23 protein-coding genes are annotated in these 23,261 nt (G+C 68.6%); 12 read left to right on the forward strand and 11 right to left on the reverse strand.

Annotated elements, in window-relative coordinates; translation table 11 throughout:
* Nucleotides 1–15: 15 nt before the first annotated feature.
* Together ABZZ22_RS03650 and ABZZ22_RS03655 are read left to right on the forward strand one after the other, a co-directional pair.
* The gene (locus ABZZ22_RS03650; RefSeq protein WP_354926905.1) at nt 16–657 is read left to right on the forward strand and encodes a DUF2461 domain-containing protein; all 642 of its coding nucleotides are present in this window, start codon (nt 16–18) and stop codon (nt 655–657) included.
* Between the two features lie 205 nt (nt 658–862).
* Complete coding sequence (locus ABZZ22_RS03655; RefSeq protein ID WP_354926907.1) at nt 863–1,774, forward strand: calcium-binding protein; 912 nt, start codon at nt 863–865, stop codon at nt 1,772–1,774.
* A gap of 44 nt (nt 1,775–1,818) precedes the next feature.
* On the opposite strand, the gene ABZZ22_RS03660 is transcribed toward ABZZ22_RS03655, so the two are convergent.
* Nucleotides 1,819–2,271 (reverse strand): nuclear transport factor 2 family protein, encoded by a 453-nt coding sequence (locus tag ABZZ22_RS03660; RefSeq protein WP_354926909.1) that lies wholly within the window; start codon nt 2,269–2,271, stop codon nt 1,819–1,821.
* A 199-nt stretch (nt 2,272–2,470) separates the two neighbouring features.
* On the opposite strand from ABZZ22_RS03660, the gene ABZZ22_RS03665 reads away from it, so the two are divergent.
* Together ABZZ22_RS03665 and ABZZ22_RS03670 are read left to right on the forward strand one after the other, a co-directional pair.
* On the forward strand, nt 2,471–4,339 hold the full coding sequence (locus ABZZ22_RS03665) for an acyl-CoA dehydrogenase (RefSeq protein WP_354926911.1): 1,869 nt from the start codon (nt 2,471–2,473) through the stop codon (nt 4,337–4,339).
* 113 nt (nt 4,340–4,452) lie between these two features.
* Complete coding sequence (locus ABZZ22_RS03670) at nt 4,453–5,676, forward strand: MFS transporter (RefSeq protein WP_354926913.1); 1,224 nt, start codon at nt 4,453–4,455, stop codon at nt 5,674–5,676.
* Between the two features lie 9 nt (nt 5,677–5,685).
* Here ABZZ22_RS03670 and ABZZ22_RS03675 read toward each other — a convergent pair whose 3' ends face one another.
* Nucleotides 5,686–6,627: an ArgP/LysG family DNA-binding transcriptional regulator gene (locus ABZZ22_RS03675; RefSeq protein WP_354926915.1), complete on the reverse strand. Its 942-nt coding sequence runs from the start codon at nt 6,625–6,627 to the stop codon at nt 5,686–5,688.
* A gap of 74 nt (nt 6,628–6,701) precedes the next feature.
* On the opposite strand from ABZZ22_RS03675, the gene ABZZ22_RS03680 reads away from it, so the two are divergent.
* From ABZZ22_RS03680 to ABZZ22_RS03690, 3 genes are all read left to right on the forward strand, one after another.
* Nucleotides 6,702–7,346: a LysE/ArgO family amino acid transporter gene (locus ABZZ22_RS03680; RefSeq protein ID WP_354926917.1), complete on the forward strand. Its 645-nt coding sequence runs from the start codon at nt 6,702–6,704 to the stop codon at nt 7,344–7,346.
* A gap of 74 nt (nt 7,347–7,420) precedes the next feature.
* Nucleotides 7,421–8,362, forward strand: a complete 942-nt coding sequence (locus tag ABZZ22_RS03685) for an oxidoreductase (RefSeq protein ID WP_354926919.1) — start codon at nt 7,421–7,423, stop codon at nt 8,360–8,362.
* A gap of 69 nt (nt 8,363–8,431) precedes the next feature.
* The gene (locus ABZZ22_RS03690) at nt 8,432–9,217 is read left to right on the forward strand and encodes a hypothetical protein (protein WP_354926920.1); all 786 of its coding nucleotides are present in this window, start codon (nt 8,432–8,434) and stop codon (nt 9,215–9,217) included.
* On the opposite strand, the gene ABZZ22_RS03695 is transcribed toward ABZZ22_RS03690, so the two are convergent.
* A complete protein-coding gene (locus ABZZ22_RS03695; RefSeq protein WP_354926922.1) occupies nt 9,199–9,990 on the reverse strand; it encodes a crotonase/enoyl-CoA hydratase family protein in 792 nt (263 codons plus the stop codon). The two genes, ABZZ22_RS03690 and ABZZ22_RS03695, sit on opposite strands and share 19 nt — an antisense overlap.
* A gap of 38 nt (nt 9,991–10,028) precedes the next feature.
* Here ABZZ22_RS03695 and pgm point away from each other — a divergent pair, with 38 nt between their 5' ends.
* Entirely contained in the window at nt 10,029–11,726 is a 1,698-nt protein-coding gene (pgm, locus tag ABZZ22_RS03700) for a phosphoglucomutase (alpha-D-glucose-1,6-bisphosphate-dependent) (protein WP_354926924.1), read from the forward strand.
* Nucleotides 11,727–11,741: 15 nt separating this feature from the next.
* On the opposite strand, the gene ABZZ22_RS03705 is transcribed toward pgm, so the two are convergent.
* Nucleotides 11,742–12,206 (reverse strand): carboxymuconolactone decarboxylase family protein, encoded by a 465-nt coding sequence (locus ABZZ22_RS03705; protein WP_354926926.1) that lies wholly within the window; start codon nt 12,204–12,206, stop codon nt 11,742–11,744.
* 146 nt (nt 12,207–12,352) lie between these two features.
* Between ABZZ22_RS03705 and ABZZ22_RS03710 the strand changes: the two genes are divergently transcribed.
* Entirely contained in the window at nt 12,353–13,249 is an 897-nt protein-coding gene (locus ABZZ22_RS03710; protein WP_354926928.1) for a sigma-70 family RNA polymerase sigma factor, read from the forward strand.
* On the opposite strand, the gene ABZZ22_RS03715 is transcribed toward ABZZ22_RS03710, so the two are convergent.
* Nucleotides 13,246–13,509, reverse strand: a complete 264-nt coding sequence (locus ABZZ22_RS03715) for a WhiB family transcriptional regulator (RefSeq protein ID WP_354926930.1) — start codon at nt 13,507–13,509, stop codon at nt 13,246–13,248. The two genes, ABZZ22_RS03710 and ABZZ22_RS03715, sit on opposite strands and share 4 nt — an antisense overlap.
* A gap of 207 nt (nt 13,510–13,716) precedes the next feature.
* Here ABZZ22_RS03715 and ABZZ22_RS03720 point away from each other — a divergent pair, with 207 nt between their 5' ends.
* Nucleotides 13,717–16,791: a M4 family metallopeptidase gene (locus ABZZ22_RS03720; RefSeq protein ID WP_354926932.1), complete on the forward strand. Its 3,075-nt coding sequence runs from the start codon at nt 13,717–13,719 to the stop codon at nt 16,789–16,791.
* Between the two features lie 70 nt (nt 16,792–16,861).
* Entirely contained in the window at nt 16,862–17,575 is a 714-nt protein-coding gene (locus tag ABZZ22_RS03725; protein WP_354926934.1) for a peptidase E, read from the forward strand.
* 155 nt (nt 17,576–17,730) lie between these two features.
* On the opposite strand, the gene ABZZ22_RS03730 is transcribed toward ABZZ22_RS03725, so the two are convergent.
* The 3 genes from ABZZ22_RS03730 to ABZZ22_RS03740 form a co-directional block, all read right to left on the reverse strand.
* Entirely contained in the window at nt 17,731–18,294 is a 564-nt protein-coding gene (locus tag ABZZ22_RS03730; RefSeq protein ID WP_354926936.1) for a hypothetical protein, read from the reverse strand.
* Between the two features lie 89 nt (nt 18,295–18,383).
* A complete protein-coding gene (locus ABZZ22_RS03735) occupies nt 18,384–19,634 on the reverse strand; it encodes an acyl-CoA desaturase (RefSeq protein ID WP_179660043.1) in 1,251 nt (416 codons plus the stop codon).
* A gap of 27 nt (nt 19,635–19,661) precedes the next feature.
* Nucleotides 19,662–20,819: a ferredoxin reductase gene (locus tag ABZZ22_RS03740; protein WP_354926938.1), complete on the reverse strand. Its 1,158-nt coding sequence runs from the start codon at nt 20,817–20,819 to the stop codon at nt 19,662–19,664.
* A gap of 71 nt (nt 20,820–20,890) precedes the next feature.
* On the opposite strand from ABZZ22_RS03740, the gene ABZZ22_RS03745 reads away from it, so the two are divergent.
* On the forward strand, nt 20,891–22,075 hold the full coding sequence (locus ABZZ22_RS03745) for a helix-turn-helix domain-containing protein (RefSeq protein WP_354926940.1): 1,185 nt from the start codon (nt 20,891–20,893) through the stop codon (nt 22,073–22,075).
* Between the two features lie 8 nt (nt 22,076–22,083).
* Here ABZZ22_RS03745 and ABZZ22_RS03750 read toward each other — a convergent pair whose 3' ends face one another.
* The 3 genes from ABZZ22_RS03750 to ABZZ22_RS03760 are packed head-to-tail and all read right to left on the reverse strand — an operon-like array spanning nt 22,084 to nt 23,257.
* On the reverse strand, nt 22,084–22,251 hold the full coding sequence (locus ABZZ22_RS03750) for a hypothetical protein (RefSeq protein ID WP_354926942.1): 168 nt from the start codon (nt 22,249–22,251) through the stop codon (nt 22,084–22,086).
* A 51-nt stretch (nt 22,252–22,302) separates the two neighbouring features.
* Nucleotides 22,303–22,704, reverse strand: a complete 402-nt coding sequence (locus ABZZ22_RS03755) for a VOC family protein (protein ID WP_354926944.1) — start codon at nt 22,702–22,704, stop codon at nt 22,303–22,305.
* Nucleotide 22,705: 1 nt separating this feature from the next.
* Nucleotides 22,706–23,257 carry a DinB family protein gene (locus ABZZ22_RS03760; protein ID WP_354926946.1) on the reverse strand — a complete coding sequence of 184 codons (552 nt, stop codon included), beginning with the start codon at nt 23,255–23,257 and terminating at the stop codon, nt 22,706–22,708.
* Nucleotides 23,258–23,261 lie beyond the last annotated feature (4 nt).

The raw sequence follows: 23,261 nt of genomic DNA on the forward strand, positions 1-23,261 counted from the left end.
CAAACGCCTCGTACGATGGGGCTCGTGGCTTTTGAATGTTTCCCGGTGGCAGCGCTCGACTTCTACGACGACCTCGAGGTCGACAACACCAAGTCGTTCTGGGAGGCCAACAAGCACATCTACAAGGAGTCGGTGCACGCGCCGATGAAGGCGCTCACCGACGAGCTCGCCGAGGAGTTCGGCAGCGCCAAGATCTTCCGGCCCTACCGCGACGTACGTTTCTCGAAGGACAAGCTCCCCTACAAGACCCACCAGGGCGCCTTCGTGGCCGTGGCACCGCAGACCGGCTACTACGTCGAGGTCTCGCCTCGCGGCATCCGCACCGGCGGCGGCTGCTACTGGTTCGAGCCGCCCCGGTTGGCGGCCTTCCGCGACGCGATCGTCCACGACCACTACGGCGCTGACCTGGAGAAGCGCCTCGCGGTCGCGGAGAAGAAGGGGTACGAGGTCACCGGCGACCGCCTCAAGACCGCCCCGCGCGGCATCGACAAGGAGCACCCCAAGATCGAGCTCCTCCGCTACAAGTCGATCCATCTCGGCCGCACCATCGGCTTCGAGCCGATCATCCATACTCCCGACCTGGTCGGCGAGGTGAAGAAGGACTGGCGGGCCGTACGTCCGCTGGTCGAGTGGATCGCCGAGCACGCTCAGGGTTGACGCGCGAGTGCTCGCCCCGACAACAGTCGTTCAACGGCAAAGAAACGCCGAGTACGCCCATGCCTGATGCCCTCTAGGGTGTGCCGTTGTGCGCGCCTCTCTTCTCCTCTCAACAGCGTCCCTCCTGGTCATCCCCGGAATCGTGCTGACCACCAGCTCCGCGAACGCGGTCGCAACCTGCGGAGGAGAGGCGGTCACCGTCGACATGAATCGGGGACAGACTCCGAGGACCTCGCCCGACCAGGACTTCATCCTCGGCACGCCCGGCGCCGACACCATCTATGCCGACTCGAACGACGTCGTCTGCGGCGGCGACGGCGATGACAAGATCCACGCCACCGACATCGTCTTCGGACAGGGCGGAGACGACGAGATCTGGTCGACGTACGCTTTCGGCGGCCCCGGCAACGACCGGATCCACGGAACATCCGGCAGGGACCAGCTGCGCGGCGGCACCGGCTCCGACGTCATCTGGGGCATGGGCGGTAACGACGCCATCCATGGCCATTACAACCCTGGCGACCGCATCGAGAGCAGTGGAACCGACAGTGGCGACACTCTCTACGGCGGCGACGGGAACGACCTCATCGAAGGCCAGGGTGGCAATGACCGCATCTACGGCGAGGCAGGCTCCGACAACCTCTTTGGCTCAGGCGGGAACGACGCTGTGGCCGGCGGGCCGGGCGACGACTTTGTGAGCGGCAACGGCGGCGACGACCGGCTCTTCGGCGGGGCCGGTTTGGATGCAGTCAAGGGCGGAACCGGAAGCGACGTGGCGTACGGCGGCACCGGGCCCGACAGCATCACCGGCCAGTCGGGCAACGACCGCCTCTACGGCGGTGGTGGAGCCGACTGGATCAAGGGTTACCGCGGTGCCGACTATCTGGCCGGCGGCCCCGGCCGAGACTCGATCGCCGGTGGCGACGGCCGAGACCGGCTCTTCGGCGGAGACGACCGGGACCGCCTCGTCGGCGGCCGCCATGCCGATGTCGTCAAGGGGCAGGGCGGCCGCGACATGTGTGCGTCTGAGCCCGGCGCCGGCGCGACGTACTCATGCACCGTCGTAGGCGGGCTGGGCACCTCTCCCCCGACCGGTGCGCACTACCCGTCGATCTGATCGCCGACCGCCGCATATGAGCACAGACGGGTCGCTCAACGCTCTCAGGCGGAGGTGAAGCTCGCCATGGTGCGCTCGGGCTCCCAGAATGCCTTCATGGAGGCGATGCGGCCTTCGTCGTTCACGGTGTAGACCATGATCAGCTCGGTGGTCGTGTAGCTGCCGTCTGGGAAGCTGGTCTTGATCTTGCCGATGTTGGCGCAGGTGTTGCCCTCGGGGTTGGCGAAGGAGTCGTTGATCTCGAACTCGAACTTGTGGACCGTGGCGATCGCCTTCTCCCAGAACGCCCTGAGCCCCTCGTGACCGTGGTGGCCCTTGCCCTCGGGGTCGAACATCGACGGTCCGACCGGGTCCTCGAGCACGCAGTCCTCGGCGTAGATCGTCAGCCACTCGTCGAGGTCACCCTTGGCGACGGCGGCATAGGAGCGCTGGCCGGCCGTACGTGCGGGGTGTTCGTCGTCGGGGGCGTTCCATGTAATGGCGTCGGAGGAGGTCATGCGGCAGATCGTACGCCGAAACTGGAACGTGTTCTATCTACTTGATGCTAGCAAATGTGAGCAAGACCCTTACTCGTGAGTAGCCCCGGGCTTGCCACCCCTTGAAGGCGAGCCTATTCTTGATGTTACCCGCCAGTAGTGCGTGCCGATCGGCGCTCCCGCAACTGGTACATCCGACAAAGGTTATGAAGGTGGATCAGTGAGCCACTACAAGAGCAATCTCCGCGACATCGAGTTCAACCTGTTCGAGGTCTTCGGCACCGACAAGGTGCTCGGCACCGGACCCTTCGCGGATCTGGACATCGACACGGCTAAGGAGATCCTCGCCGAGGTCGACCGGCTTTCGCGCGAGGACCTCGCCGAGTCGTTCGTCGAGGCCGACCGCAACCCGCCGGTCTTCGACCCCAAGACCAACACCGCGCCGGTCCCGGCCGCGTTCAAGAAGTCCTACGACGCGTGGATGGAGTCGGGCTTCTGGAGCCTGCACACGCCCGAGGAGATCGGCGGCCAGCCCGCGCCCAACTCCCTCGTGTGGGCGACCGCCGAGATGCTGCTCGGCGCCAACCCGGCGATCTGGATGTACGCCGCCGGTCCGTTCTTCTCGAAGGTCGTCTACGAGAACGGCAACGACCGCGACAAGCGCATCGCCGAGATCATGGTCGAGAAGCTGTGGGGCTCCACCATGGTGCTGACCGAGCCCGACGCGGGCTCCGACGTCGGCGCCGGCAAGACCTTCGCCACCCCCAACGAGGACGGCTCCTGGAACATCACCGGCGTCAAGCGCTTCATCACCAGCGCCGAGTCGGATCTGCAGGAGAACATCATGCACCTCGTCCTCGCCCGCCCGAAGGGCGTCGAGGGCGTCGGCGGCCCGGGCACCAAGGGCCTCTCCCTCTTCCTCGTGCCGAAGTACCACTTCGACCACGAGACCGGTGAGCTCACCGGCGAGCGCAACGGTGCGTACGTCACCAACGTCGAGCACAAGATGGGCATCAAGGTGTCCAACACCTGCGAGCTCACCTTCGGCGACCCGCAGGTCGGCGGCGGCGAGCCCGCCCAGGGCTGGCTGCTCGGCGAGGTGCACGACGGCATCCGCCAGATGTTCGACGTCATCGAGAACGCTCGGATGATGGTCGGCACCAAGGCGATCGCGACCCTGTCGACCGGCTACCTGAACGCGCTGGAGTACGCCAAGACCCGCGTCCAGGGCGCCGACCTCGTCGCCGCCGGCAAGACCGACCCGCGCGTCACGATCACCCACCACCCCGACGTGCGCCGCTCGCTGCTGGTGCAGAAGTCGTTCGCCGAGGGCATGCGCGCGCTGGTCTACTACACGACCTCGTGGCAGGAGAAGGTCATCCTCACCGAGGACGGCTCCGACGAGAACAAGCTGGCCGCCGCGGTCAACGACCTGCTGCTGCCGATCGTCAAGGGCTACGGCTCCGAGCGCGCCTGGACCCTGCTCGGCACCGAGTCGCTGCAGACCTTCGGCGGTTCGGGCTTCCTGCAGGAGTACCCGATCGAGCAGTACGTCCGCGACGCCAAGATCGACTCGATCTACGAGGGCACCACCGCGATCCAGGGCCAGGACTTCTTCTTCCGCAAGATCGTGAAGAACCAGGGTGCTGCGCTCGGCCAGGTCGCCGGTGAGATCCAGGCCTTCCTCGACAACGAGGGCTCCGCCGAGCTCAAGGAGTCGCGCGCCCTGCTCGCGACCGCGCTCGAGGACGTCAACGCGATGGTCGGCCACATGTTCAACGACCTGATGGCCTCCCAGGAGGAGATCACCAACATCTACAAGGTCGCCCAGAACACCTCGCGCCTGCTGCTCGCCGTCGGCGACGTCGTGGTCGCGTGGCTGCTGCTGCGCCAGGCGGAGATCGCCCTCGCGGCCCTTGCCGGCACTGCGTCCAATTCTTTGGCGAGCAAGGACACGGACTTCTACACCGGCAAGGTCGCCGCCGCGAAGTTCTTCGCCTCCTACAACCTGCCCAAGCTGACCGCTGAGCGGGCCATCGCCGAGGCGATCGACAACTCGATCATGGATCTGCCCGAGTCGGCTTTCTGATCCTGATCTGCAGAGTCTGACCTGCATGTACGCTGCGGCCCGCCCGGTTCTCCGGGCGGGCCGTGGCGCGTCCGGCGGAATGATGTGGGCACCGGGAGTGGTTGAGAAGTCACGTGACCACTTCGACCGATCGCCGGCTGCGTACGAGCTCTGTCCATCACGCTCGCGGGTTCTGGTCGGTGGCGTTCCTGTTCGCCGTGACGATGGGCTTCGCGTCCGCGCCGGCACCGCTCTACGTCTTCTACGTCGACGAGCAGGGATGGGGCTCGTTCGTGATCACCGTGGTGTTCGCGACGTACGGCGCGGGGGTGGCGATCTCGCTCTTCCTCGCCGGTCACCTCTCGGACCGGTTCGGGCGGCGGCGGGTGGTGGCACCGGCGGTGCTGCTCAACGTGCTCTCCGCGCTGATCTTCCTCTCGACCCACGAGCTGGGCTGGCTGCTGCTGGCGCGGCTGTTGTCCGGTCTCGGAGTCGGGATGCTGACCGCGACGGCGACGGCCCATCTCGCCGAGCTGCACCGGCGTAGCCGCCCGGAGGCCTCGACGACCCGCGCCGAGGCGGTCGCGACCGCGGCCAACGTCGGTGGCCTCGGGCTGGGTCCGCTGATCGCCGGCGCGCTGGCCGAATGGGCGCCGCAGCCGCTCTACACGCCGTACGTGGTCTTCGCGTTCCTGATGGTGCTCGGGCTGCTGGCGGTCGTGGCGGCACCGGAGACGGTCGACACCGACCAGCCGGACTGGACCTACCGGCCGCAGCGGGTGCGGGTGCCGGCGGACGCGCGCGGCGCCTACTTCGCGGCCGGGATGGCGAGCTTCGTGACGTTCGCGATGTTCGGCTTCTTCACCTCGCTGGTGCCGTCGTTCCTCGCCGAGGATCTGGACATTCGCTCGCACGCCGTCGCCGGCGTGGTCGGGTTCTCGATCTTCGGGGCCGCGGCGCTCTTCCAGGTGCTGGCCGGGGGCTGGCCGCGCCGGAGGCTGTACGTCGCCGGGCTGCTCGCGCTGGCCGCGGGACTGCTCCTCGTCGTCGGCGCCCTCCTGTCCGGCACGTTCTGGGTGCTGGTCGTCGGGGCCCTCGTCACCGGGGCCGGCGGCGGGATGTCTTTCAAGGCGGCGATCGCCACCGTGATCTCGGTGGCACCGGAGGACGGCCGTGGCGAGGCGCTGGCCGGGCTCTTCCTGATGGCGTACCTGGGGATCACGGTGCCGGTGGTGCTGCTGGGGGTCCTGTTGCAGTACGTCGCCACGGACCCGGCGATGATCGCCTTCGGTGCGCTCCTGCTGGTGCTGCTCGGGATCGCGGCTCGTGGGGTGGCCGGGGCGCGGCGTACGGCCTGAGACGGCGAGCTACCCCGGCGGCCGGGCCTGACCGGCTCGCCGGGCATTCGGCCGGCGTAGCTGCGAGCGGGCCGCGCGGCGTACGGCCTCGCTCAGGTCGTCCAGTGCGATCGAGTCCAGCCGCCAGCGCTGCCAGAAGAGCTGGATGTCGATGGGCTTCGCGCCGGGAAGCGGGATCGTCGCGCCGGTCTCGAGGTCGGCCTCGGCCTGAGCGTCGAGGAGCATCCCCCAGCCGAGGCCGCGGCGGATGGCCTCGTGGAAGTCGTGGCTGCTCGGGACGCGGTGGACGACCGGCGGCCGGGTCGCGCCGTGTGCCGCCAGCACCTCGTCCTGGAGATGGTCCTTCTCGTTGTAGATGATCATCGGCATCGCTCCCCAGTCGATGCCTCTCCCCCGCCGGTGGCGCTCGACGAGCGCCGGGGTCGCGCCCGGGGTGTAGCGGAGGCGGCCGAGCGGCTCGACGGTGCAGCCCTGGACCGGCTTCGGCTCGCTGGTGACCGCGGCGAGGACCTCGCCGCGGCGCAGCGCGTCGGCCGAGTAGCCCTGGTCCTCGACGGTGATCCGCAGCGCCGTCCGGTCCCAGGTCGCGACCTCGTCGAGCACCGGGCGGAACCAGGTCGCGAGGGTGTCCGCGTTGACCACGACCGAGAGGTCGACGACGGCGCCGCCGTCGCTGTCGTCCCTGTCGTCGCCGGCGTTCAGGCTCGCGGCGGCCTCCGCGAGCAGCAGCCGGAGCTGACGTCCGTGCCTGATCAGCGGCTCACCTGCCTCGGTGGGCGTGCAGGGGGTCGTACGCCGCACCAGCACCTGGCCGGCCGCGCGCTCGAGCGCGCGGATCCGTTGGCTGACCGCGCTCGGGGTGATGTGGAGGCGTCGCGCCGCGGCGTCGAAGGTGCCTTCCTCGGCGATGACGACGAGGGTCTCGAGCTGGGTCGGGTCGAGAGCAGGCATGGCTTAAGTGTGGCTTATCTTTGGTAAGATTCTTTCGTTGGTCTGTAGATCTGTCAGGCTCTAGCGTCGCCGGAGTGATCACCGCCATCCTCGCCGGCCTGCTGACCGGACTCAGCCTCATCGTCGCCCTCGGGTCGCAGAACGCGTACGTCCTGCGTCAGGGCATCCTGCGCTCGCACGTGCTGGTCGTGGTGAGCGTGTGCGCGGTCTCCGACCTGGTGCTGATCTGTGCGGGCGTCGGCGGGATGGGCGCGATCGTCTCGCACGCCGGGTGGGCGCTGGAGGCGCTGCGCTGGTTCGGGGTGGTGTTCCTCGGCTGGTACGGCATCGGCTCGTTCCGCCGGGTGCTGCGGCCCGGGGCTCTGGATGCCATGGACGCGCCTCGCGAGACACGCTCCCGCGTGGTCGCCAAGGCTGCCGCCTTCACCTGGCTCAACCCGCACGTCTACATCGACACACTGGTGCTGCACGGGTCGATCGCGGCGACGTACGGCTCTGCTCGCTGGGGGTTCGCGATCGGCGGCTGCCTGGCCAGCATCGTGTGGTTCTCCGGGCTCGGGTACGGCGCCCGGTTCCTCGCTCCGTTGCTCGCCAGCCGGCGGGCGTGGCAGGTGCTGGACACCCTCATCGGGTGCACGATGATCGCGATCGCGGCCGGCCTCGCGCTGGGCGGGCTGGGCGGGCTGGGCGGGCTGGGCGGGCTGGGCGGGCTGGGCTGACGATGGCGGCATCGACGGGGCGGGCGGCGGAGCAAATGCGTTCGTTGTGTTGACTGGCCGCCTAGTGTGGCCGCATGGCGTGGACGACCTCCGACATTCCCGACCTGACCGGCAAGAACGCCGTGGTGACCGGCCCGACGCTGGGCGGGATCGGCTACTTCGTCGCGCGTGGCCTCGTCGCGGCCGGGGCGCGCGTGATCCTGGCGGGGCGGTCCTGGGAGAAGCTCGACGCCGCCGCTGAAGCGCTGACCGAGGAGGTTCCGGGCGCCCGGCTCGACCGGGTAGCCCTCGATCTCTCCTCGCTCCAGGCGGTGCGAGCCGGGGCCGAGGCGATCGCGGCGGCGACCTTCGAAGGCGGCGGGCCGCTCCATCTGCTGGTCAACAACGCCGGGGTGATGGCGACACCACAGTCGCGGACCGTCGACGACCTCGACCTGCAGATGGCGACCAACCACTTCGGGCCGTTCCTGTTGACCGGGCTGCTGCTCGAGCCGCTGGCCGAGAGCGGCGAAGGGCGGATCGTGACCATGGCGAGCGTGGCGCACAAGGTCGCCCGCAAAGCACCGCTCGGCTTCCCGACGGCGCAGGTCGGCCGCTATTCGCCGTGGGGCGTCTACTCGCAGTCCAAGCTCGCCAACCTGCTCTTCACCTTCGAGCTCCAGCGACGCCTGGAGAAGGCAGGGGTGCCGATCGCTGCGTACGCCGCCCACCCCGGGCTCGCCGCCACCCACCTGATGGCGAACGGGGCTGCCCGGACCATGATCGCGCCGATCGCGAGCATCGGCGAGGCATTCGTCCGGGCGACGGGGCAGACCCCGGAGGCCGGCGCCTGGCCGGCGCTGATGGCGGCGACCTACCCGGGGCTCGAGCCCGCGACGTACATCGGTCCGAGCGGCGTCTTCGAGGGCGGCGGCCTCCCGAAGCCGGTCTCCGCGTCTCGCCTCGCACGCGACCCGGACGCGGCGCGGGCGCTGTGGGAGCTCTCCGAGCAGACCACCGGACTGTCCTATCCCTGACCAAAGTCTGACTTCGGTCGCTACCTGCGGCCGATGCCACCGCGGTGCCCCGACTTCTAGATTCGAGGGGTGAGCAAGAAGGCCCAGATCTGGTCGCGAACGATCTCCGGGAACACCCATCACCTCGAGGTGACCGGAGAGATCATCCGTACGTTCGTGTGGACCGTCGACGGCGAAGAGATCCTCGCCCGGAAGACCTCCGACGACCGGGCTCGGCTCGAGAGCAAGGAGCACGGGACCCTGCTCGTGATCCACTCCGGACTCGGTACGCCGCGGCGCGCGACCTACTTCACGCCTGAAGAAGGGCTGGCCGGCCTGACCGGCGTCGGCGGCGTAGACCTGACCCCCGAGCCGGGGTCACGGGCCGCTGCGTACGAACGCCGGGTGATCGAACATCCCAGGCGCTATGCGCTCATCGAGACCCTGGGCGGCGTCGGCGGGGTGATCGCGGGCATCGTCGGCGCGATGGTCGTCGCCTGGATCATCGCCCGGATCTCGCTCCCGGACCTCGACCTCCCGAACCTGCCGGACCTCCCCGACCTGCCGCTCCCCGACCTCCCCAGCATCCCGTGGCCGGCGATCCCCTGGCCGGACCTGCCGAACGTACAGGTCCCCGAATGGGTCAAGTGGGCCGCGAACCATCTCAAGTACGTCTGGCCCGTCGTCCTCGCCTTCTTCCTCGCCCAGGGCGAGATCAAGCGCCGCCGCAAGCACGCCGAGGCGTCAGGTACGTCGGCCGAGAAGTCACGCCCGCTGGGCGAGATGGCAACAGATGACGCTTCGGCCGACGAGGGTGACGTCTCGGACGACGGGGGTGACGTTTCGGCGGATGAGGGTCAGCGGCGGGGCTTGTAGGTCGGCTTCTCGCGCTTGAAGGCGGCCTCGCGGGCGATCTTGGTGTTCTCGCCGAAGAGGAGGCGGACCTGCTCGATGCGCTCGCGGGAGAAGGTGCGCTTGATGGGGCCGTACCAGGTGTCGTTGAAGAGGCGCTTGGCGGCGGCGAGCTGGTCCGGGGAGCGCTCGGAGAGCCTGCGAGCGAAGGCGGTGGCGGTGGCCACCGGGTCGGCGGAGAGCTCGGTGACCAGGCCCAGCTCGTAGGCACGCTCGCCGGAGAACTGCTCGGCGGTCATGGTGAGCTTCTTGGCGGTGTCGATGCCGACGACCTCGGAGAGCGACCGGATGCCGGTCATGTCGGGGATGATGCCCCACTTGCCCTCGAGGACCGACCACTGCGAGTCGGGCTCGGCGATGCGGAAGTCGGCGCCGAGCGCGATCTGCACGCCACCGCCGAGGCAGTGGCCGTGGATGGCCGCGATCACCGGGACCGGCAGCCGACGCCAGGCCCAGACCGACTCCTGGAAGAGGTTGGTGCCGCGGAAGGGGACGGGCAGGAACGCGCCGACGACCTTCTTCGGGTCACGCAGGACCGAGGCGAAGTCGAGACCGGCGGTGAACGCGTCTCCCTCACCGGCGATGACCACCGCTCGCAGGTCGTGGTTCTTGCTGAGCATCTTGGCGGTGGCGACCAGCTCCCGGAGCAGGTCGAGCGTCAGCGCGTTGAGCTTGTCAGGGCGGTTCAGGCGCACCTGGGCGATGCCGTCGTTGATTTCGGTGGTGACGAGGGGCATGGGGAGAACAGTACGGGGCAGTAGGCATGATGGGACACATGGCTGACCCTCGCGCTGGAACGCTCGCTACACCTGCCGACCTGGTCGACGTACCTCACCTGGTCGCCTCCTACTACAACCTGCAGCCGGACCCCGACGATCCGGCCCAGCAGGTCGTCTTCGGCACCTCCGGGCACCGCGGCTCCTCGCTCAGGTCGGCCTTCAACGAGGCGCACATCCTGGCCACGACCCAGGCGATCGTCGACTACCGGACCTCGCAGGGGATCGACGGGCCGCTCTTCATCGGGCGCGACACCCACGGCCTCTCCGAGCCCGCCTGGGCGAGCGCGCTGGAGGTGCTGGTCGCCAACGACGTACGTGTCCTGGTCGATGACCGTGACGGCTACACGCCCACGCCGGCGGTCTCGCACGCGATCCTTCGGGCCAACGCCGGACGGGTCTCGACAGGCTCGACGGTCTCGACAGGCTCGACCACCGGGAGCGGCCTCGCCGACGGGATCGTGGTGACCCCGTCCCACAACCCGCCCTCCGACGGCGGCTTCAAGTACAACCCGCCCCACGGCGGTCCCGCCGACTCCGACGCGACCAAGGTCATCGCCGCGCGGGCCAACGAGCTGATCCGGGCGGGGCTAGCCGGCGTCAAGCGGGTGCCGTTCGCTGCCGCGCGACGGAAGGCCGAGGCGTACGACTTCCTGGGCTCCTACGTCGACGACCTGCCCAACGTGGTCGACCTGGCCTCCATCCGTGAGTCGGGCGTGCGGATCGCGGCGGATCCGCTCGGGGGCGCCTCGGTCGCCTACTGGGCCGAGATCGCCGAGCGGCACAAGCTCAAGCTCAACGTGGTCAACGAGCTGGTCGACCCGACGTGGCGTTTCATGCCGCTGGACTGGGACGGCAAGATCCGGATGGACTGCTCCTCCCCCAGCGCGATGGCCGAGCTGGTGCGCTTTCTGGAGGGCAACCCGGAGTTCGACATCGCCACCGGCAACGACGCCGACTCCGACCGGCACGGGATCGTCACCCGCGACGCCGGGCTGATGAACCCCAACCACTTCCTCGCGGTCGCGATCGACCACCTCTTCGGCGGCGCACGTCCGGACTGGCCAGCCACCGCGCGGATCGGCAAGACGTTGGTCTCGTCCTCGATGATCGACCGGGTCGCCGGCTCCCTCGACAAGCCGCTGGTCGAGGTGCCGGTCGGCTTCAAATGGTTCGTCCCGGGTCTGATCGACGGCTCCTTCGGCTTCGGCGGCGAGGAGTCCGCGGGCGCCTCGTTCCTGCGCTTCGACGGCACCGTCTGGACCACCGACAAGGACGGGATCATCCTCGCCCTGCTCGCCTCCGAGATCATGGCCCGCACCGGGAAGTCGCCGTCGGAGCGCTATGCCGAGCTGGTCGCCGAGCTGAATCCTGGGGGCGACGGCGAGCCGGCGTACGCCCGTATCGACGCCGCTGCCACCCGCGAGGAGAAGGCCAAGCTGGCCGCCCTCTCCCCCGATGCTGTCACCGCCACCACCCTGGCCGGTGAGGAGATCACCGCCAAGCTCACCGAGGCGCCCGGCAACGGCGCGGCCATCGGCGGCCTGAAGGTGACCACCGAGTCGGCCTGGTTCGCCGCCCGCCCGTCGGGGACGGAGGACGTCTACAAGATCTACGCCGAGTCCTTCCGCGGCCCCGACCACCTGGCCGCCGTCCAGGCGGAGGCCAAGGAGGTCGTCGCGGCGGCGTTGAGCTAGCGCTCAGCCCAGGGATCAACGGAGCCAGAAGGGGTGCTCAGCGTCCTCACGCACGGTCACGTTGACCCGGTTGAAGAGGTTGTGGGTGGCGATGCAGAGGACCAGGGCGGCGGTCTGCTTCTCGTCGTAGTGCTTGGTGACCTCGCGCCAGAGCTCGTCTGGCACCGCGTCCTCGGAGTCAGCGAGGCGGGTGACGGCATCGGCGAGGGCGAGGGCCGCCTTCTCCGCGTCGTCGAAGAAGGGCGACTCGCGGAAGGCGGCCAGACCGACGATCTTCTCGATCGGAATGCCGACGTCGGCGAGGCGTACGGCGTGGCCTTGGAGGCAGGCGGCGCAGCCGTTGAGCTGGCTCACTCGGATGGCGACGAGCTCGGTCGTGGTCTCGGGGAGGCCGCCCTCGGCCACTGCGGCCAGGAGGTTGCCGATGCCCTTGAAGGCCTGCGGGATGACTTCTGCTGGGTTCTTCATTCGGTTGCTCATGCCATCTCGACCCGGGCGGCGGCGCAGGTGTGACGGGTCGGTGAAAGAAAAAGTTCTTTCACCGGATCGGTCACATCTGATCTGCTTCACGGGTCGGGTCCATGGGGCGAGAAGACCCAGAGACCTAGAGAACCAGGGAGCAGACGATGCAACAGGAGTGGCTGGCCAAACGGTTCGAGGAGGAGCGGCGACAGCTGTTCGGGGTGGCCTACCGGCTGCTCGGCTCGGCCGCCGAGGCCGAGGACGCCGTCCAGGACGCCTGGGTCCGGCTGAGCAGGAGCGACGCCGACGAGATCGACAACATCGGCGCCTGGCTGACGACGGTGGTGGCCCGCGTCTCGCTCAACATGCTGCGCTCACGCAAGACCCGGGGCGAGGTGTCCCTGGCCGCCGGGCCTCTCGAGGCCGGGCTGCCGGACCCGTCGGTCGTCCTCGACGACGGCACGAGGCAGGATCCGGCCGAACGGGCGGTCCTCGCCGACTCGGTCAGCCTCGCTCTCCTGGTCGTGCTCGACCAGCTCTCCCCCGACGAGCGGCTGGCCTTCGTACTCCACGACCTCTTCGCCGTGCCCTTCGACGAGATCGCGACGATGCTCGACCGCTCCTCGGACTCGACCCGGCAGCTCGCGAGCAGGGCTCGGCGGAGGGTCAGAGGTCGTACGCCGGAGGCCGCTGTCACCGCACAGCGCGAGGTCGTCGACGCCTTCTTCGCAGCGGCCCAGGACGGCGACTTGGACCGCCTGATCGGTGCCCTCCATCCCGATGTCGTCCTGCGGGCCGACATTGGTTCCGGGATCACCACCTACCGCGGCGCCGCGAAGGTCGCCGGCAACGCGGTCATGTATGCCCATGCCGACCGCGTCACCCATCCTGCTCTCGTCAACGGCTCCGCCGGCGTCGCGGTCACCGTCCACGGGAGGCTCTACAGCGTCATGGCGTTCACCGTGGTCGACGGCCGGATCACCGAGATCGAGGCGTACGCAGACCCTGCCCAGGTCGCGAAGCTCGCCGAAAGCCTGGGCATGGAGTCAGCGCACGGCTAGGCCGCTTGGCGGCGAGGCCGCCCGCGGCCACGCTTGTGGGTGACCACCTGGCCGCGCTCGACGATCTCGCCGCCCCAGACGCCCCACGGCTCCGAGCGGGCCAGGGCGCCGGAGAGGCACTCCCGCATCACCGGGCAGTCGAGGCAGCGGTCTTTGGCCACCTCGAGGGCGGCAGGGGACTCTGAGAACCACAACGCAGAGTCGTTTCCGTGGCACGGCAGGCCGGCGGCGTACAGAGGTGGGATGATCTCGAGGGGCACCCCATGAGAATCTGCGCCTGAGGTAGTCCCGCGCATCGGGAAACTACCTTAGATCGCCCCTGAGGCCGCTCCTGAGCCGCGCGCGAGCCGTCCGGAATCGAATCGTTTTGGACTTGTGATACCCGTTTGCACGCCCGTGTGATGCAAATCTCTCTACGATGCGAAGGCGCCGCGACCTGACGCGGCGCAATCCCGAGAGGAGCAACCGTGAAGCTCGGAATGCAAGGAATCAGCCTTGCACTCGTCGCGGCGGGCATGGTGGTCACACCGATCGCAGCCGTCGCCGCACAGCCGGATTCAAGCGCCATCGACCAGCTCAGGGCCGATGCCGACAAGACGGTCACACTCAAGAAGGAGGGTGCCACCGGCCAGATCGGCTTCGTATCCACCAAGGGTGACCTACTGCCCGACGTCGCAGCCGACAGCAGGTCGGAGGCGGCCGCCAAGGCCCGCAAGTACCTCGACAAGTATGCCCCCGTCTTCGGGGCCGAGGCCGACCAGCTCGACCAGTCGAAGGTCACCACGAACCCCGCCGGCTGGACCGTCGAGTTCAAGCAGGAGTACGAGGGTGTGCCGGTCTTCGGCGGCGTCCTGAAGGCTCACGTCGACAAGGCCGGCGACCTGACCTCGGTCAACGGTTTCGCCGCCCCGTCGCTCGACCTCAGCACGACCCCGAAGTGGTCGAAGGAGAAGGCGAGCGCCAAGGCGCTCGACCTCGTGAAGGCGAAGCCCGCCGACGCCCACGCCGACAGTCAGGTCAACACGTCGGGCGTCGAGGTGGTCAAGGCCGACCTCAACGTCTACCGCATGGGCGCCGCCCAGGGCGTGAGCGGCAAGAGCCTGCTCGCCTGGGTCATCGAGGTGTCCAACAAGTCCACCGTGCGCGAGACCGTCGTGCTCGACGCGGCCAACGGCAAGCCGGTCAACCGCTACTCGATGATCCACTCGGCCAACGAGCGGGAGCTGATCGAGAAGCACAACACCCCTGACACCGGCGACGACGCGACCGTCTGGCTCGAGAACGACGCCTTCCCCGGCACGCTCGACCAGGACCAGGCCAACGAGGTCGCCACCACCGGCGAGTCCTACTGGCTCTACAAGAACACCTTCGGCCGCGACTCCTACGACGGCTCCGGCGCGAAGATGGTCACGGTCAACAACGACCCGGCGATCTCGTGCCCGAACGCCAACTGGAACGGCGCGACCACCAACTACTGCTCCGGGGTCACCTCCGACGACGTGGTGGCGCACGAGTGGGGCCACGCCTACACCGAGCACACCTCCGGCCTGATCTACCAGTGGCAGTCGGGCGCGCTCAACGAGGCGTACTCCGACATGTGGGGCAACGCGGTTGACTTCCTCAACACCCGCGAGAACACCACGGACGACGTGATCCGCTCCGACGACGCCTGCTCGACCTCGTCGCCCGCGCGGGTGAAGTTCGAGATCACCGCGCCGGAGGACATCGCGGGGCTCTGCCAGGTGGCGTCGGCCTCCTGGACTGCACCCGACGCGTTCGCCACGCCGGTGAACGCGAACCTCGTGGTCGCCCGTGACGCCGCGAACACCGAGGGCCCGTCCGAGACCGACGGCTGCACCGCGTACTCCAACGCCGCCGACGTGGCCGGCAAGTGGGCCTACGTCGACCGGGGCACCTGCTCCTTCCAGATCAAGGCGGACAACGCGGTCGCGGCCGGTGCCGCCGGCCTCGTGGTCGGGAACAACACCGCTGCGGCGCCCGGCTCGATGAGCGGCACCTCGACGATTCCCGGCGTCATGATCGACATGGCACACGGCGAGAAGGTGCGTACGTCCGGTTCGGCGACTGCGACGATCTCGCAGACCGCCAACACCGCCGAGTCCGAGCGCTGGCTGGTGGGTGAGGACTCCACCGCCTTCGGCGGCGCGATCCGCGACATGTGGAACCCGACCTGCTACGGCGACCCGGGCAAGGTCTCCGACGAGGAGTACCACTGCGACACCACCGACGCCGGCGGCGTGCACTCGAACTCCGGCGTCATCAACCACCACTTCGCCCTGCTCGTGGACGGCGGCGCCTACAACGACGTCACCGTGCCGAGCATCGGCCTCGACAAGGCGGCCAACCTGATCTGGCACACCCAGACCAACTACCTGACGCCGACCTCGGGCTTCCCCGAGTACGCCCAGGCGATGGTCACCTCGTGCGCCGACCTGGCCGGGGCCACCAACCTCAAGAAGCTCACCCTCGGCACCTCGACACCGCAATCCGGCGGCGGCGAGACCCCGGGTGGCGCGGCCGAGGCTCCGGCTCTCGAGCCGATCACCGCCGCTGATTGTGCTGCCGTCGTTGCGGCCAACACGGCCACCGAGCTCGCCGACGAGCCCGTCCAGTGCAACTTCGGTCCGCTGCTCGACCAGGACACCCCCGCCATCTGCGGCGAGGGCACCAACGAGGTTTCCACCTACACCGAGACCTTCGAGGACGGCCTCAGCGGCTGGTCCCAGGACGCCGAGGCGTGGAACGGCGGCAACGGCTTCCCGTGGGAGGCCCGCTCCGACATCGAGGGCAACGAGACCGGAGTCGCCTGGGGCCCTGACCCCGCGGACGTCGGTTCCTGCGGTGGTCCGAACGACCCCGACGACCTGACCTCTCGCAACGGCCTGATCTCCCCGGAGATCACCGTGCCCGCAGGCCAGACGCCGCGCCTCACGTTCGACCACTCGGTACGCACCGAGGCCGGCTGGGACGGCGGCAACGTCAAGGTGTCGGTCAACGGCGGCGACTTCGCGCTCGTCGACCAGGCCGCGTACCTCTTCAACGCTCCCGGCGGCACGCTCGGCGACGGCAGCGGCTACTTGGAGGGTCAGCCGGTCTGGACCGGCACCGACGGTGGCAAGTTCACCGGCGAGTGGGGCACGACGATCGTCGACCTGGACGCGGTCGCCGACGCCGGCGACACCGTGAAGTTCCGCTTCGACATGGGTCGTGACGGCTGCAACGGCGTCGAGGGTTGGGCCATCGACAACGTCTCGGTGAGCTACTGCACCGAGAAGGCCGTCCCGGAGATCACCGCCGAGTCGCCGAAGAAGGGCAAGGTCGAGATCACCGTCGACGGCAAGCGCGCCTCTGGCGAGATCGTCGTCACCGAGGACGGCAAGCGCGTCGGCCGGTTCCGTCTGAAGAAGGACGAGACGGCCACCTTCCGCGCCCGCCGAGGCGAGCACACCTACCAGGTGGCCTACTCGGGTGACCGGAAGAACGAGGCGATCACCGAGACGGTGACCGTCAGGGTCAAGTAGCCGTCACACCTCAGGAGCCCCGCCGGACAACCCAGTTCGGCGGGGCTCTTCGTGTCCCTACACTCACCCCATGCGCGGAACGATCCTGACCATGGGCGGTGGCGGCTTCTCGATGCCGGAGGTGCACGGGCAAGACTTCTCGCCGCTCGATGCGCACCTGAGCAGCCTGAGCGGCAAGGAGCGGCCCAAGGTCTGCTTCGTCGCCACCGCGAGCGGGGACGCCGACAGCTATCACGACAAGTTCCTCGCCGCCTACGCCGAGCGTTCCGAGGCGAAGGTGCTGTCGCTGTTCAACAAGGCTCCCGAAGGGCACGAGCTCCCGATCAACGACCTCGAGCAGCTGCTCGACCAGGACATCGTCTACGTCGGCGGCGGGTCCACCGCCAACCTGCTGGCGATCTGGCGACTGCACGGGCTGCCCGCTCTGCTGGAGAAGGCCGCCGGCGGCGGCACGATCCTGGCGGGGATCTCGGCCGGCGCCAACTGCTGGTACGAGGCCTCCTCGACCGACTCCTTCGGCCCGACCGCTCCACTCCCCGACGGCCTGGGCTTCCTTCCCGGCTCGTTCTGCCCGCACTACCTCGGCGAGGCGGACCGGCGCGAGACGTACGTCCGGTTCGTCGGCTCCGGGGCGCTGCCGGCCGGTTACGCAGCCGACGACGGCGTCGCCCTGCTGTGGCGCGACGGCGAGCTGGTCGAGGCGATCAGCGAGCGGCCCGACGGAATCGCCTACGCCGTCGGGCCGGACGGAGAGATCCCGCTCGAGGTGAGGGTGCTCGCCTAGATGATTGACGCAAGGGCTGGGCGAGCCGATTCGCGCTCGGCGCCGCGCTCGCAAGGCGCCGCCTCGAAGGAATACCGGTTGTCTTTCGAGGGGCGGCAACGCCGCGAGCGCGGATGCCGAGTGCGAAGCGGCCGGTCAGACCGCGCATCAATCATCTAGGGCACGTAGAGCAGGGCGTACGTCGCGACGTGGCAGAACCCGAAGAGCGCGGGCGCCCACACCTCGATGTTGCTCATCGGCAGGTAGCGCGAGCTGTCGCGCCCCAGGCCGACCGCCGACCACTCCGCGACACCAGGCGCCGCGGGAAGCTGCTTCTCGAGGTGGAAGATGACGGAGTACTTCCCGCTCGCCATCTGCCGGTAGGAGCGGATGATCCAGAACCAGCCGAGGCAGGTGCCGAGGGCGGCGATCAGGGCGACGGTGAAGAGCCAAGGCTGCTCGGGCGAGCTGGCCACGAGGACGGTGCCGGCGACCAGGAGCCCGATGTTGAGGACCAAAAGGAAGGCGCTGGTGAGCGTACGTCGCACGCTGAGCCGCTCCGCCTCGGCGACGTAGAGCTTGTACTGGTCGAAGAGCACCGCGCGGTCACCGCTGGAGAGCACGTCGGGAGGCAGCACCCACAGACCGTCGGCGAGCGCCGAGGAGTTCGGCTGGTTGGCGGTCACATAGCTGCGCACCGCGGTCTGTGACCCGGTGCCGGGAATCAACTCGTTCTCCATAGTGGCTAGTTGTCTACCGCTCCCGGCGGACGATGTCCATACGAGGTTCGTCACCGTGTGGACATCCAGCCGCCGGGAAGCAGGAAGCGTCAGACAGCCTTGCCGACCGAGGCCGCACCGGCAGCCTCGAACTCCTTCAGGATGCGCCGGCGGGTGCGGGTGTCGCCGCGGACGGCCTTGACCAGCTTGCCGAACTGCGAGGGAGCGTTGCGCACGTTGGTGGACTCGAAGAAGCCGTTGGGCATCGAGAGGCGCAGGACCTTGTGCCAGGCCGAAGCGACCTGCTGCGGCATCGGCGCGGTGTGGTAGTTCAGGCCGTACTTGTCGAACAGCGCGCGGACCTTGGGAGCGATCTCGGCGTAGCGGTTCGAAGGCAGGTCCGGGAAGATGTGGTGCTCGATCTGGTGGGACAGGTTGCCCGACATCAGGTGCAGGAACTTCGAGCCGGAGATGTTGGCCGAGCCGAGCATCTGGCGGACGTACCACTCGCCACGAGTCTCGTTCTCGGGGATGTCCTTGAGCTCGAACGTCTCCACGCCCTCGGGGAAGTGACCACACATGATCACCGAGTGGGTCCAGACGTTGCGTACGAAGTTGGCGGTCACGTTGGCCAGCAGCGTGGTCGGGCCGGAGAGCGTCACCATCGAGGCCAGCGGGTGCGCGACGTAGTCCTTGAACGCCTGGCGGCGGATCTTCTTGACCGTGTTGCGTGCCATCTCGTGCCAGCCCTCGGGCATGTCACGGCCGCTCTTCTTGAGGCGGCGCATCTTGCCGAGCTCGAGGTCGTAGGCCGCGATCCCGTACTCGAAGATGCACATGTTGATGAAGTTCATCAGCGGCTGACTGAGCGTCGCCGGCGTCCAGCGCTGCTCCTCGTCGACGCGCATGATGCCCCAACCGAGGTCGTTGTCCTTGCCGACGATGTTGGTGTAGGTGTGGTGCAGCTCGTTGTGGGAGTGCTTCCAACCCTCGCTGGTGGAGGCGTTGTCCCACTCCCACACGGAGGAGTGGATCTTCGGGTCACGCATCCAGTCCCACTGGCCGTGCATGATGTTGTGGCCGATCTCCATGTTGTCCAGGATCTTGGCGATCGAGAGACCGACGGTGCCGACGACGAACGCCGGCGGGAAGATGCTCGCCAGGAGGACCGCGCGGGAGCCGAGCTCCAGGGAGCGCTGGACCTTGATGACCTTGTGGATGTACGCGGCGTCGCGCTCACCACGGGTGTCGAGGACGTCTTGGCGGATGGCGTCGAGCTCGCGGCCGAGCTGCTCGACGTCCTCGCGGCTGAGGTGGGCGATGGGGCCGGTGTAGGCCGGGGCTTCGGGTGCGATGGTCATGTCTGTCTCGCTCTCGTGCTGGGTCGATCAGGCGGGGTGGTCGATGACGCACTCGCCGGCGGCGGCGGAGATGCAGGTCTGGATGGGGACGCCCTGGGGCCCGGTCTCACCGGGTCGGGCGACGGTGAGCTCACCGTTGCGGAGGTCACGGACAGCGCCCTCCTTCATCGGGAGCACACAGCCGAAGCAGATGCCCATACGACAACCGCTCGGCATCAGGACGCCGGCCTCTTCGGCGGCGTCGAGGATCGGCTTGTCGCCAGCGGCATCGACGGTCTTGCCCTTGAAGGCGACGGTGCCGCCCTCGCTGGTCACGACGGTGGCCAGGCGGAACTGCTCGGTCTGGAGCGGCAGGCCCTCGGCGTCGTACCAGGACTGCAGGGTGTCGAGGAGACCGGCGGGACCGCAGGCGTACGCCCTGCGCTCCTTCAGGTCGGGGACGAGCTCGGTGAGGGCGTCGAGGTCGAGGCGCCCCTCGGAGCCGGTGTAACGGGTGATGAGGCGGATCGCGCCGGCCTCCTCGAGGGACTCGAGGTTGCGGATGAAGATCGAGTCGGGGCGGCTCGGGGCGACGTGCACGACGGTGACGTCGAGGCGCTGGTGCTCGACGACGCCCTCGTCGGTGACCGGGAAGAGGTTGCGCAGCATCCCGATGACCGGCGTCACGCCGGAGCCGGCCGTGACCATCAGGAACTTGTGGCCGCGCAGGTCGCTGGGGAGGACGAAGTCGCCGGCCGCCTGCTCGAGGTGGACGATCCTGCCCGGGCGCAGACGGCGCACCAGGTGGCTGGAGACCTTGCCGTCGGGGACAGCCTTGACGGTGATCGAGATGAGGCCGTCCTTGCGGGGACCGTGGGTCAGCGAGTAGGCCCGCCAGTGGCGTACGCCGTCGACCTCGACGCCCACGCGGACGTACTGGCCGGGCGTGTGGCCCTCCCAGTCCGCGCCGGGCTTGATCTCGATGGTGGCCGCGTCGGCGGTCTCCGGAGTGACCTTCACGATGCGTCCGCGCAGGTCAGCGCCGGGCCGGAGCGGGTTGAAGAGGTCGAGGTAGTCGGCGGGGGCCAATGGAGTAGCGATCGTCTCAGCGAGCTCCCACGCCTTGCGCGAGAGTCGCTCCCGCAGCGCGGGGCGCCTGGCCTTGCTCGGGGAGAGCAAGGCGGGGGATGTGGAGATCTCAACCATGTCTCCATGGTGCTACTTATTCGAGGTAAACTCCTGTGTTAGCGACGTGAATCTGATAGGCGGATTTGTACGTGACGAACAAAAGTTCCCGAGATATCCCTGAACTCTCATCGTATGACGTCCAGCTGACCCCCGAGGTCATCGCCTCGATCCGAGAGGTGCTCCCCCAGGTCGGGGAGGATGTGGTGGCCGCGGTCATCGCCGAGGTGCCGCCCTATCAGGACGCGCTCTCCGGACACATGGGCGAGACCATCCGAACCGCGGTCGGGGTCGCGCTGGGCGGCTTCCTGTCGCTCGCCTCCGGCGCCGGCCTCGCTGCCGACGTGTCGGCCGCCACCCCGCCGGCACTTCAGGGCGCCTACGACCTCGGGCGCGGCGAGGCCAGGAGCGGACGCACGATGGAGGCCCTGCTCGCCGCCTATCGCATCGGGGCCAGGGTCGCCTGGAGGCAGCTCGCCAGCAAGGCCGTCGAAGGCGGGATGGAACCGGCGATGCTGGTCGAGTTCTCCGCGCTGGTCTTCGCCTGGATCGACGAGATCTCGGAGGCCTCGGCCGCCGGACATGCCGACGAACGCGCCACCACCGGACGCGTGCAGCGCCAGCTGCGCGAGCGCCTGGCCCGGAGGCTGCTGGCCGAGGCGACGACCCCGGAGGAGCTCGATGACGCCGCCGCGCGCGCCGAGTGGACTCCCCCCAGCACGCTGACCGCCGTGCTCGTGCCGAACTCCCAGGTCGGCAGTCTCCTCGCCAAGGTCAACCAGTCCACGCTGGAGTTCGACGACCTGCGCGATCTGAGCGACCACACCCTGCTGCTCGTCCCCGACGCCCACGGCCACCGTCGGCGGCCCCTGATGAAGGCACTGGAAGGTCGTCGGGCCGTGGTCGGGCCGGCCAAACCGTGGCGCGAGGCCAGGGTCTCCTACGAGCGCGCCCGCCGCGTCCACTTCGCGGATCTCGGGTCCGACACCGAGCAGCACCTGGTCGAGCTGGTGCTGTCCGCCGACTCCGATGCCCGCGAGGACCTCCGCGCCCAGGTGCTCGCCCCCTTGGCCGACCTGCGTCCAGCCACCGCCGAGAAGCTCACCGAGACGCTGCGCTCATGGCTCCTCCACCAGGGCCGGCGCGAGGACGTCGCGGACGAGCTCTTCATCCACCCCCAGACCGTCCGCTATCGGATGGGACAGATACGCGACGTGTACGGCGATCGGCTCGACGATCCCGCGATGCTCCTCGCCCTCACGGTCGCCCTGGGCTGACAACAGGATCAGCCCAGGAAATCACTCGAGTCCGCGACGGCACGCTCGCTCGGCGGAGGCAGAAGCAGCGCTATCGGCTGCCCCCTGTCCATCACGACCATCGACTCGCCGCGCGTCGCCCGGTCGATCACGATCTCGGTCTCATTGGCCAGCTCCTCGGCTGTCACCTCGTTCATGGCGCCACGGTACGTCGGCGCCGCGTGCTCGGCGGCACAGTTCCACGGCCTTCAGCTCTTATCGAGATAGAGGCAGAAGGGATGACCCTCGAGATCGAGCATGACGCGTACGTCGTCCTGAGGTTGGAAGTCTGCGAGCTGCGCACCCAGGTCAGCGGCGTCCTCGACTGCCGCAGCCAGGTCCGTGACTCCGATGTCCAGGTGGACCATCTGCTGCTGGTCTTCGGGATCGCTCGGCCAGACCGGCGGCCGGTAATGGCGGTCGAACTCGAAGGCGAGGTTGCTGTGAGTTGCGTTGCCTGACAGATCACGGATGAGGACGGTGGCGTACGTCGGTTCGGAGCTGCTGACCTCCCAGCCGAACAGGTCCGCATAGAAACTGGCGAGTGCGGGCGGGTCGGTGCAGGCGAGGTTGACACCGATCCATCCTGTGGCGCCCCTGATCCCGGCCATCTCATTCACCGTCTCGCGGGTCTTCGCCGACGAGACCGTCGATGGACTCGCGGATGAGGTCGGCGTGACCGGTGTGACGCGCGTACTCCTCGATCATGTCGGCGACGTAGCGGCGGGCGTTGGCCTCCACACCCCACTCAAGGTTGGGCGCGACGGTGTCCCAGCCGTCGACCGCAAGGGCCTCGGTGATGGCACGGCGCGACTTGGCCACCGCTCCTTCCCAGAGCGCCATCAGGTCGGAGGCGGTGTCCTCCGACTCGGTCCGATGATCCCAGTCCTCCAGACTCAGGTCGTAGCGGTCCCAGACGTCGGGGTAGCCCTTGCCTGCGAGGACTGCGGTGAAGTAGTGGTCTTCGCAGAAGGCGAGGTGCTTGAGCAGCCAGCCGATCGTGATCTCCGAGGGTTCCAGCCGCTGGCGCAGCTGCTCATCGGTGAGGCCGCCACACTTCCAGGCAAACGTACGCCGGATGCGGTCGAGCGTGCTGAGCAGCGTCCCGGTCTCGTCCATGACAGGAGTCATGTCGACCGGCCGGGTGGTGTCGATGCAGGTCATGCCC

Origin of the sequence: Nocardioides sp. NPDC006273, assembly GCF_040613495.1 — a bacterium.
In the GTDB taxonomy this organism is placed as follows: Bacteria; Actinomycetota; Actinomycetes; order Propionibacteriales; family Nocardioidaceae; genus Nocardioides.

What these genes read in the sequence shown, in the direction of transcription:
- ABZZ22_RS03705 (WP_354926926.1), bottom strand. Translation starts at nt 12,206, where the DNA reads ATGAGCAACCGAATGAAGAACCCAGCAGAAGTCATCCCGCAGGCCTTC.
- ABZZ22_RS03660 (WP_354926909.1), bottom strand. Translation starts at nt 2,271, where the DNA reads ATGACCTCCTCCGACGCCATTACATGGAACGCCCCCGACGACGAACAC.
- ABZZ22_RS03740 (WP_354926938.1), bottom strand. Translation starts at nt 20,819, where the DNA reads ATGGTTGAGATCTCCACATCCCCCGCCTTGCTCTCCCCGAGCAAGGCC.
- ABZZ22_RS03685 (WP_354926919.1), top strand. Translation starts at nt 7,421, where the DNA reads ATGGCGTGGACGACCTCCGACATTCCCGACCTGACCGGCAAGAACGCC.
- ABZZ22_RS03755 (WP_354926944.1), bottom strand. Translation starts at nt 22,704, where the DNA reads ATGGCCGGGATCAGGGGCGCCACAGGATGGATCGGTGTCAACCTCGCC.
- ABZZ22_RS03730 (WP_354926936.1), bottom strand. Translation starts at nt 18,294, where the DNA reads ATGGAGAACGAGTTGATTCCCGGCACCGGGTCACAGACCGCGGTGCGC.
- ABZZ22_RS03725 (WP_354926934.1), top strand. Translation starts at nt 16,862, where the DNA reads ATGCGCGGAACGATCCTGACCATGGGCGGTGGCGGCTTCTCGATGCCG.
- ABZZ22_RS03675 (WP_354926915.1), bottom strand. Translation starts at nt 6,627, where the DNA reads ATGCCTGCTCTCGACCCGACCCAGCTCGAGACCCTCGTCGTCATCGCC.
- ABZZ22_RS03760 (WP_354926946.1), bottom strand. Translation starts at nt 23,257, where the DNA reads ATGACCTGCATCGACACCACCCGGCCGGTCGACATGACTCCTGTCATG.
- ABZZ22_RS03750 (WP_354926942.1), bottom strand. Translation starts at nt 22,251, where the DNA reads ATGAACGAGGTGACAGCCGAGGAGCTGGCCAATGAGACCGAGATCGTG.
- pgm (WP_354926924.1), top strand. Translation starts at nt 10,029, where the DNA reads ATGGCTGACCCTCGCGCTGGAACGCTCGCTACACCTGCCGACCTGGTC.
- ABZZ22_RS03710 (WP_354926928.1), top strand. Translation starts at nt 12,353, where the DNA reads ATGCAACAGGAGTGGCTGGCCAAACGGTTCGAGGAGGAGCGGCGACAG.
- ABZZ22_RS03695 (WP_354926922.1), bottom strand. Translation starts at nt 9,990, where the DNA reads ATGCCCCTCGTCACCACCGAAATCAACGACGGCATCGCCCAGGTGCGC.
- ABZZ22_RS03655 (WP_354926907.1), top strand. Translation starts at nt 863, where the DNA reads ATGAATCGGGGACAGACTCCGAGGACCTCGCCCGACCAGGACTTCATC.
- ABZZ22_RS03735 (WP_179660043.1), bottom strand. Translation starts at nt 19,634, where the DNA reads ATGACCATCGCACCCGAAGCCCCGGCCTACACCGGCCCCATCGCCCAC.
- ABZZ22_RS03650 (WP_354926905.1), top strand. Translation starts at nt 16, where the DNA reads ATGGGGCTCGTGGCTTTTGAATGTTTCCCGGTGGCAGCGCTCGACTTC.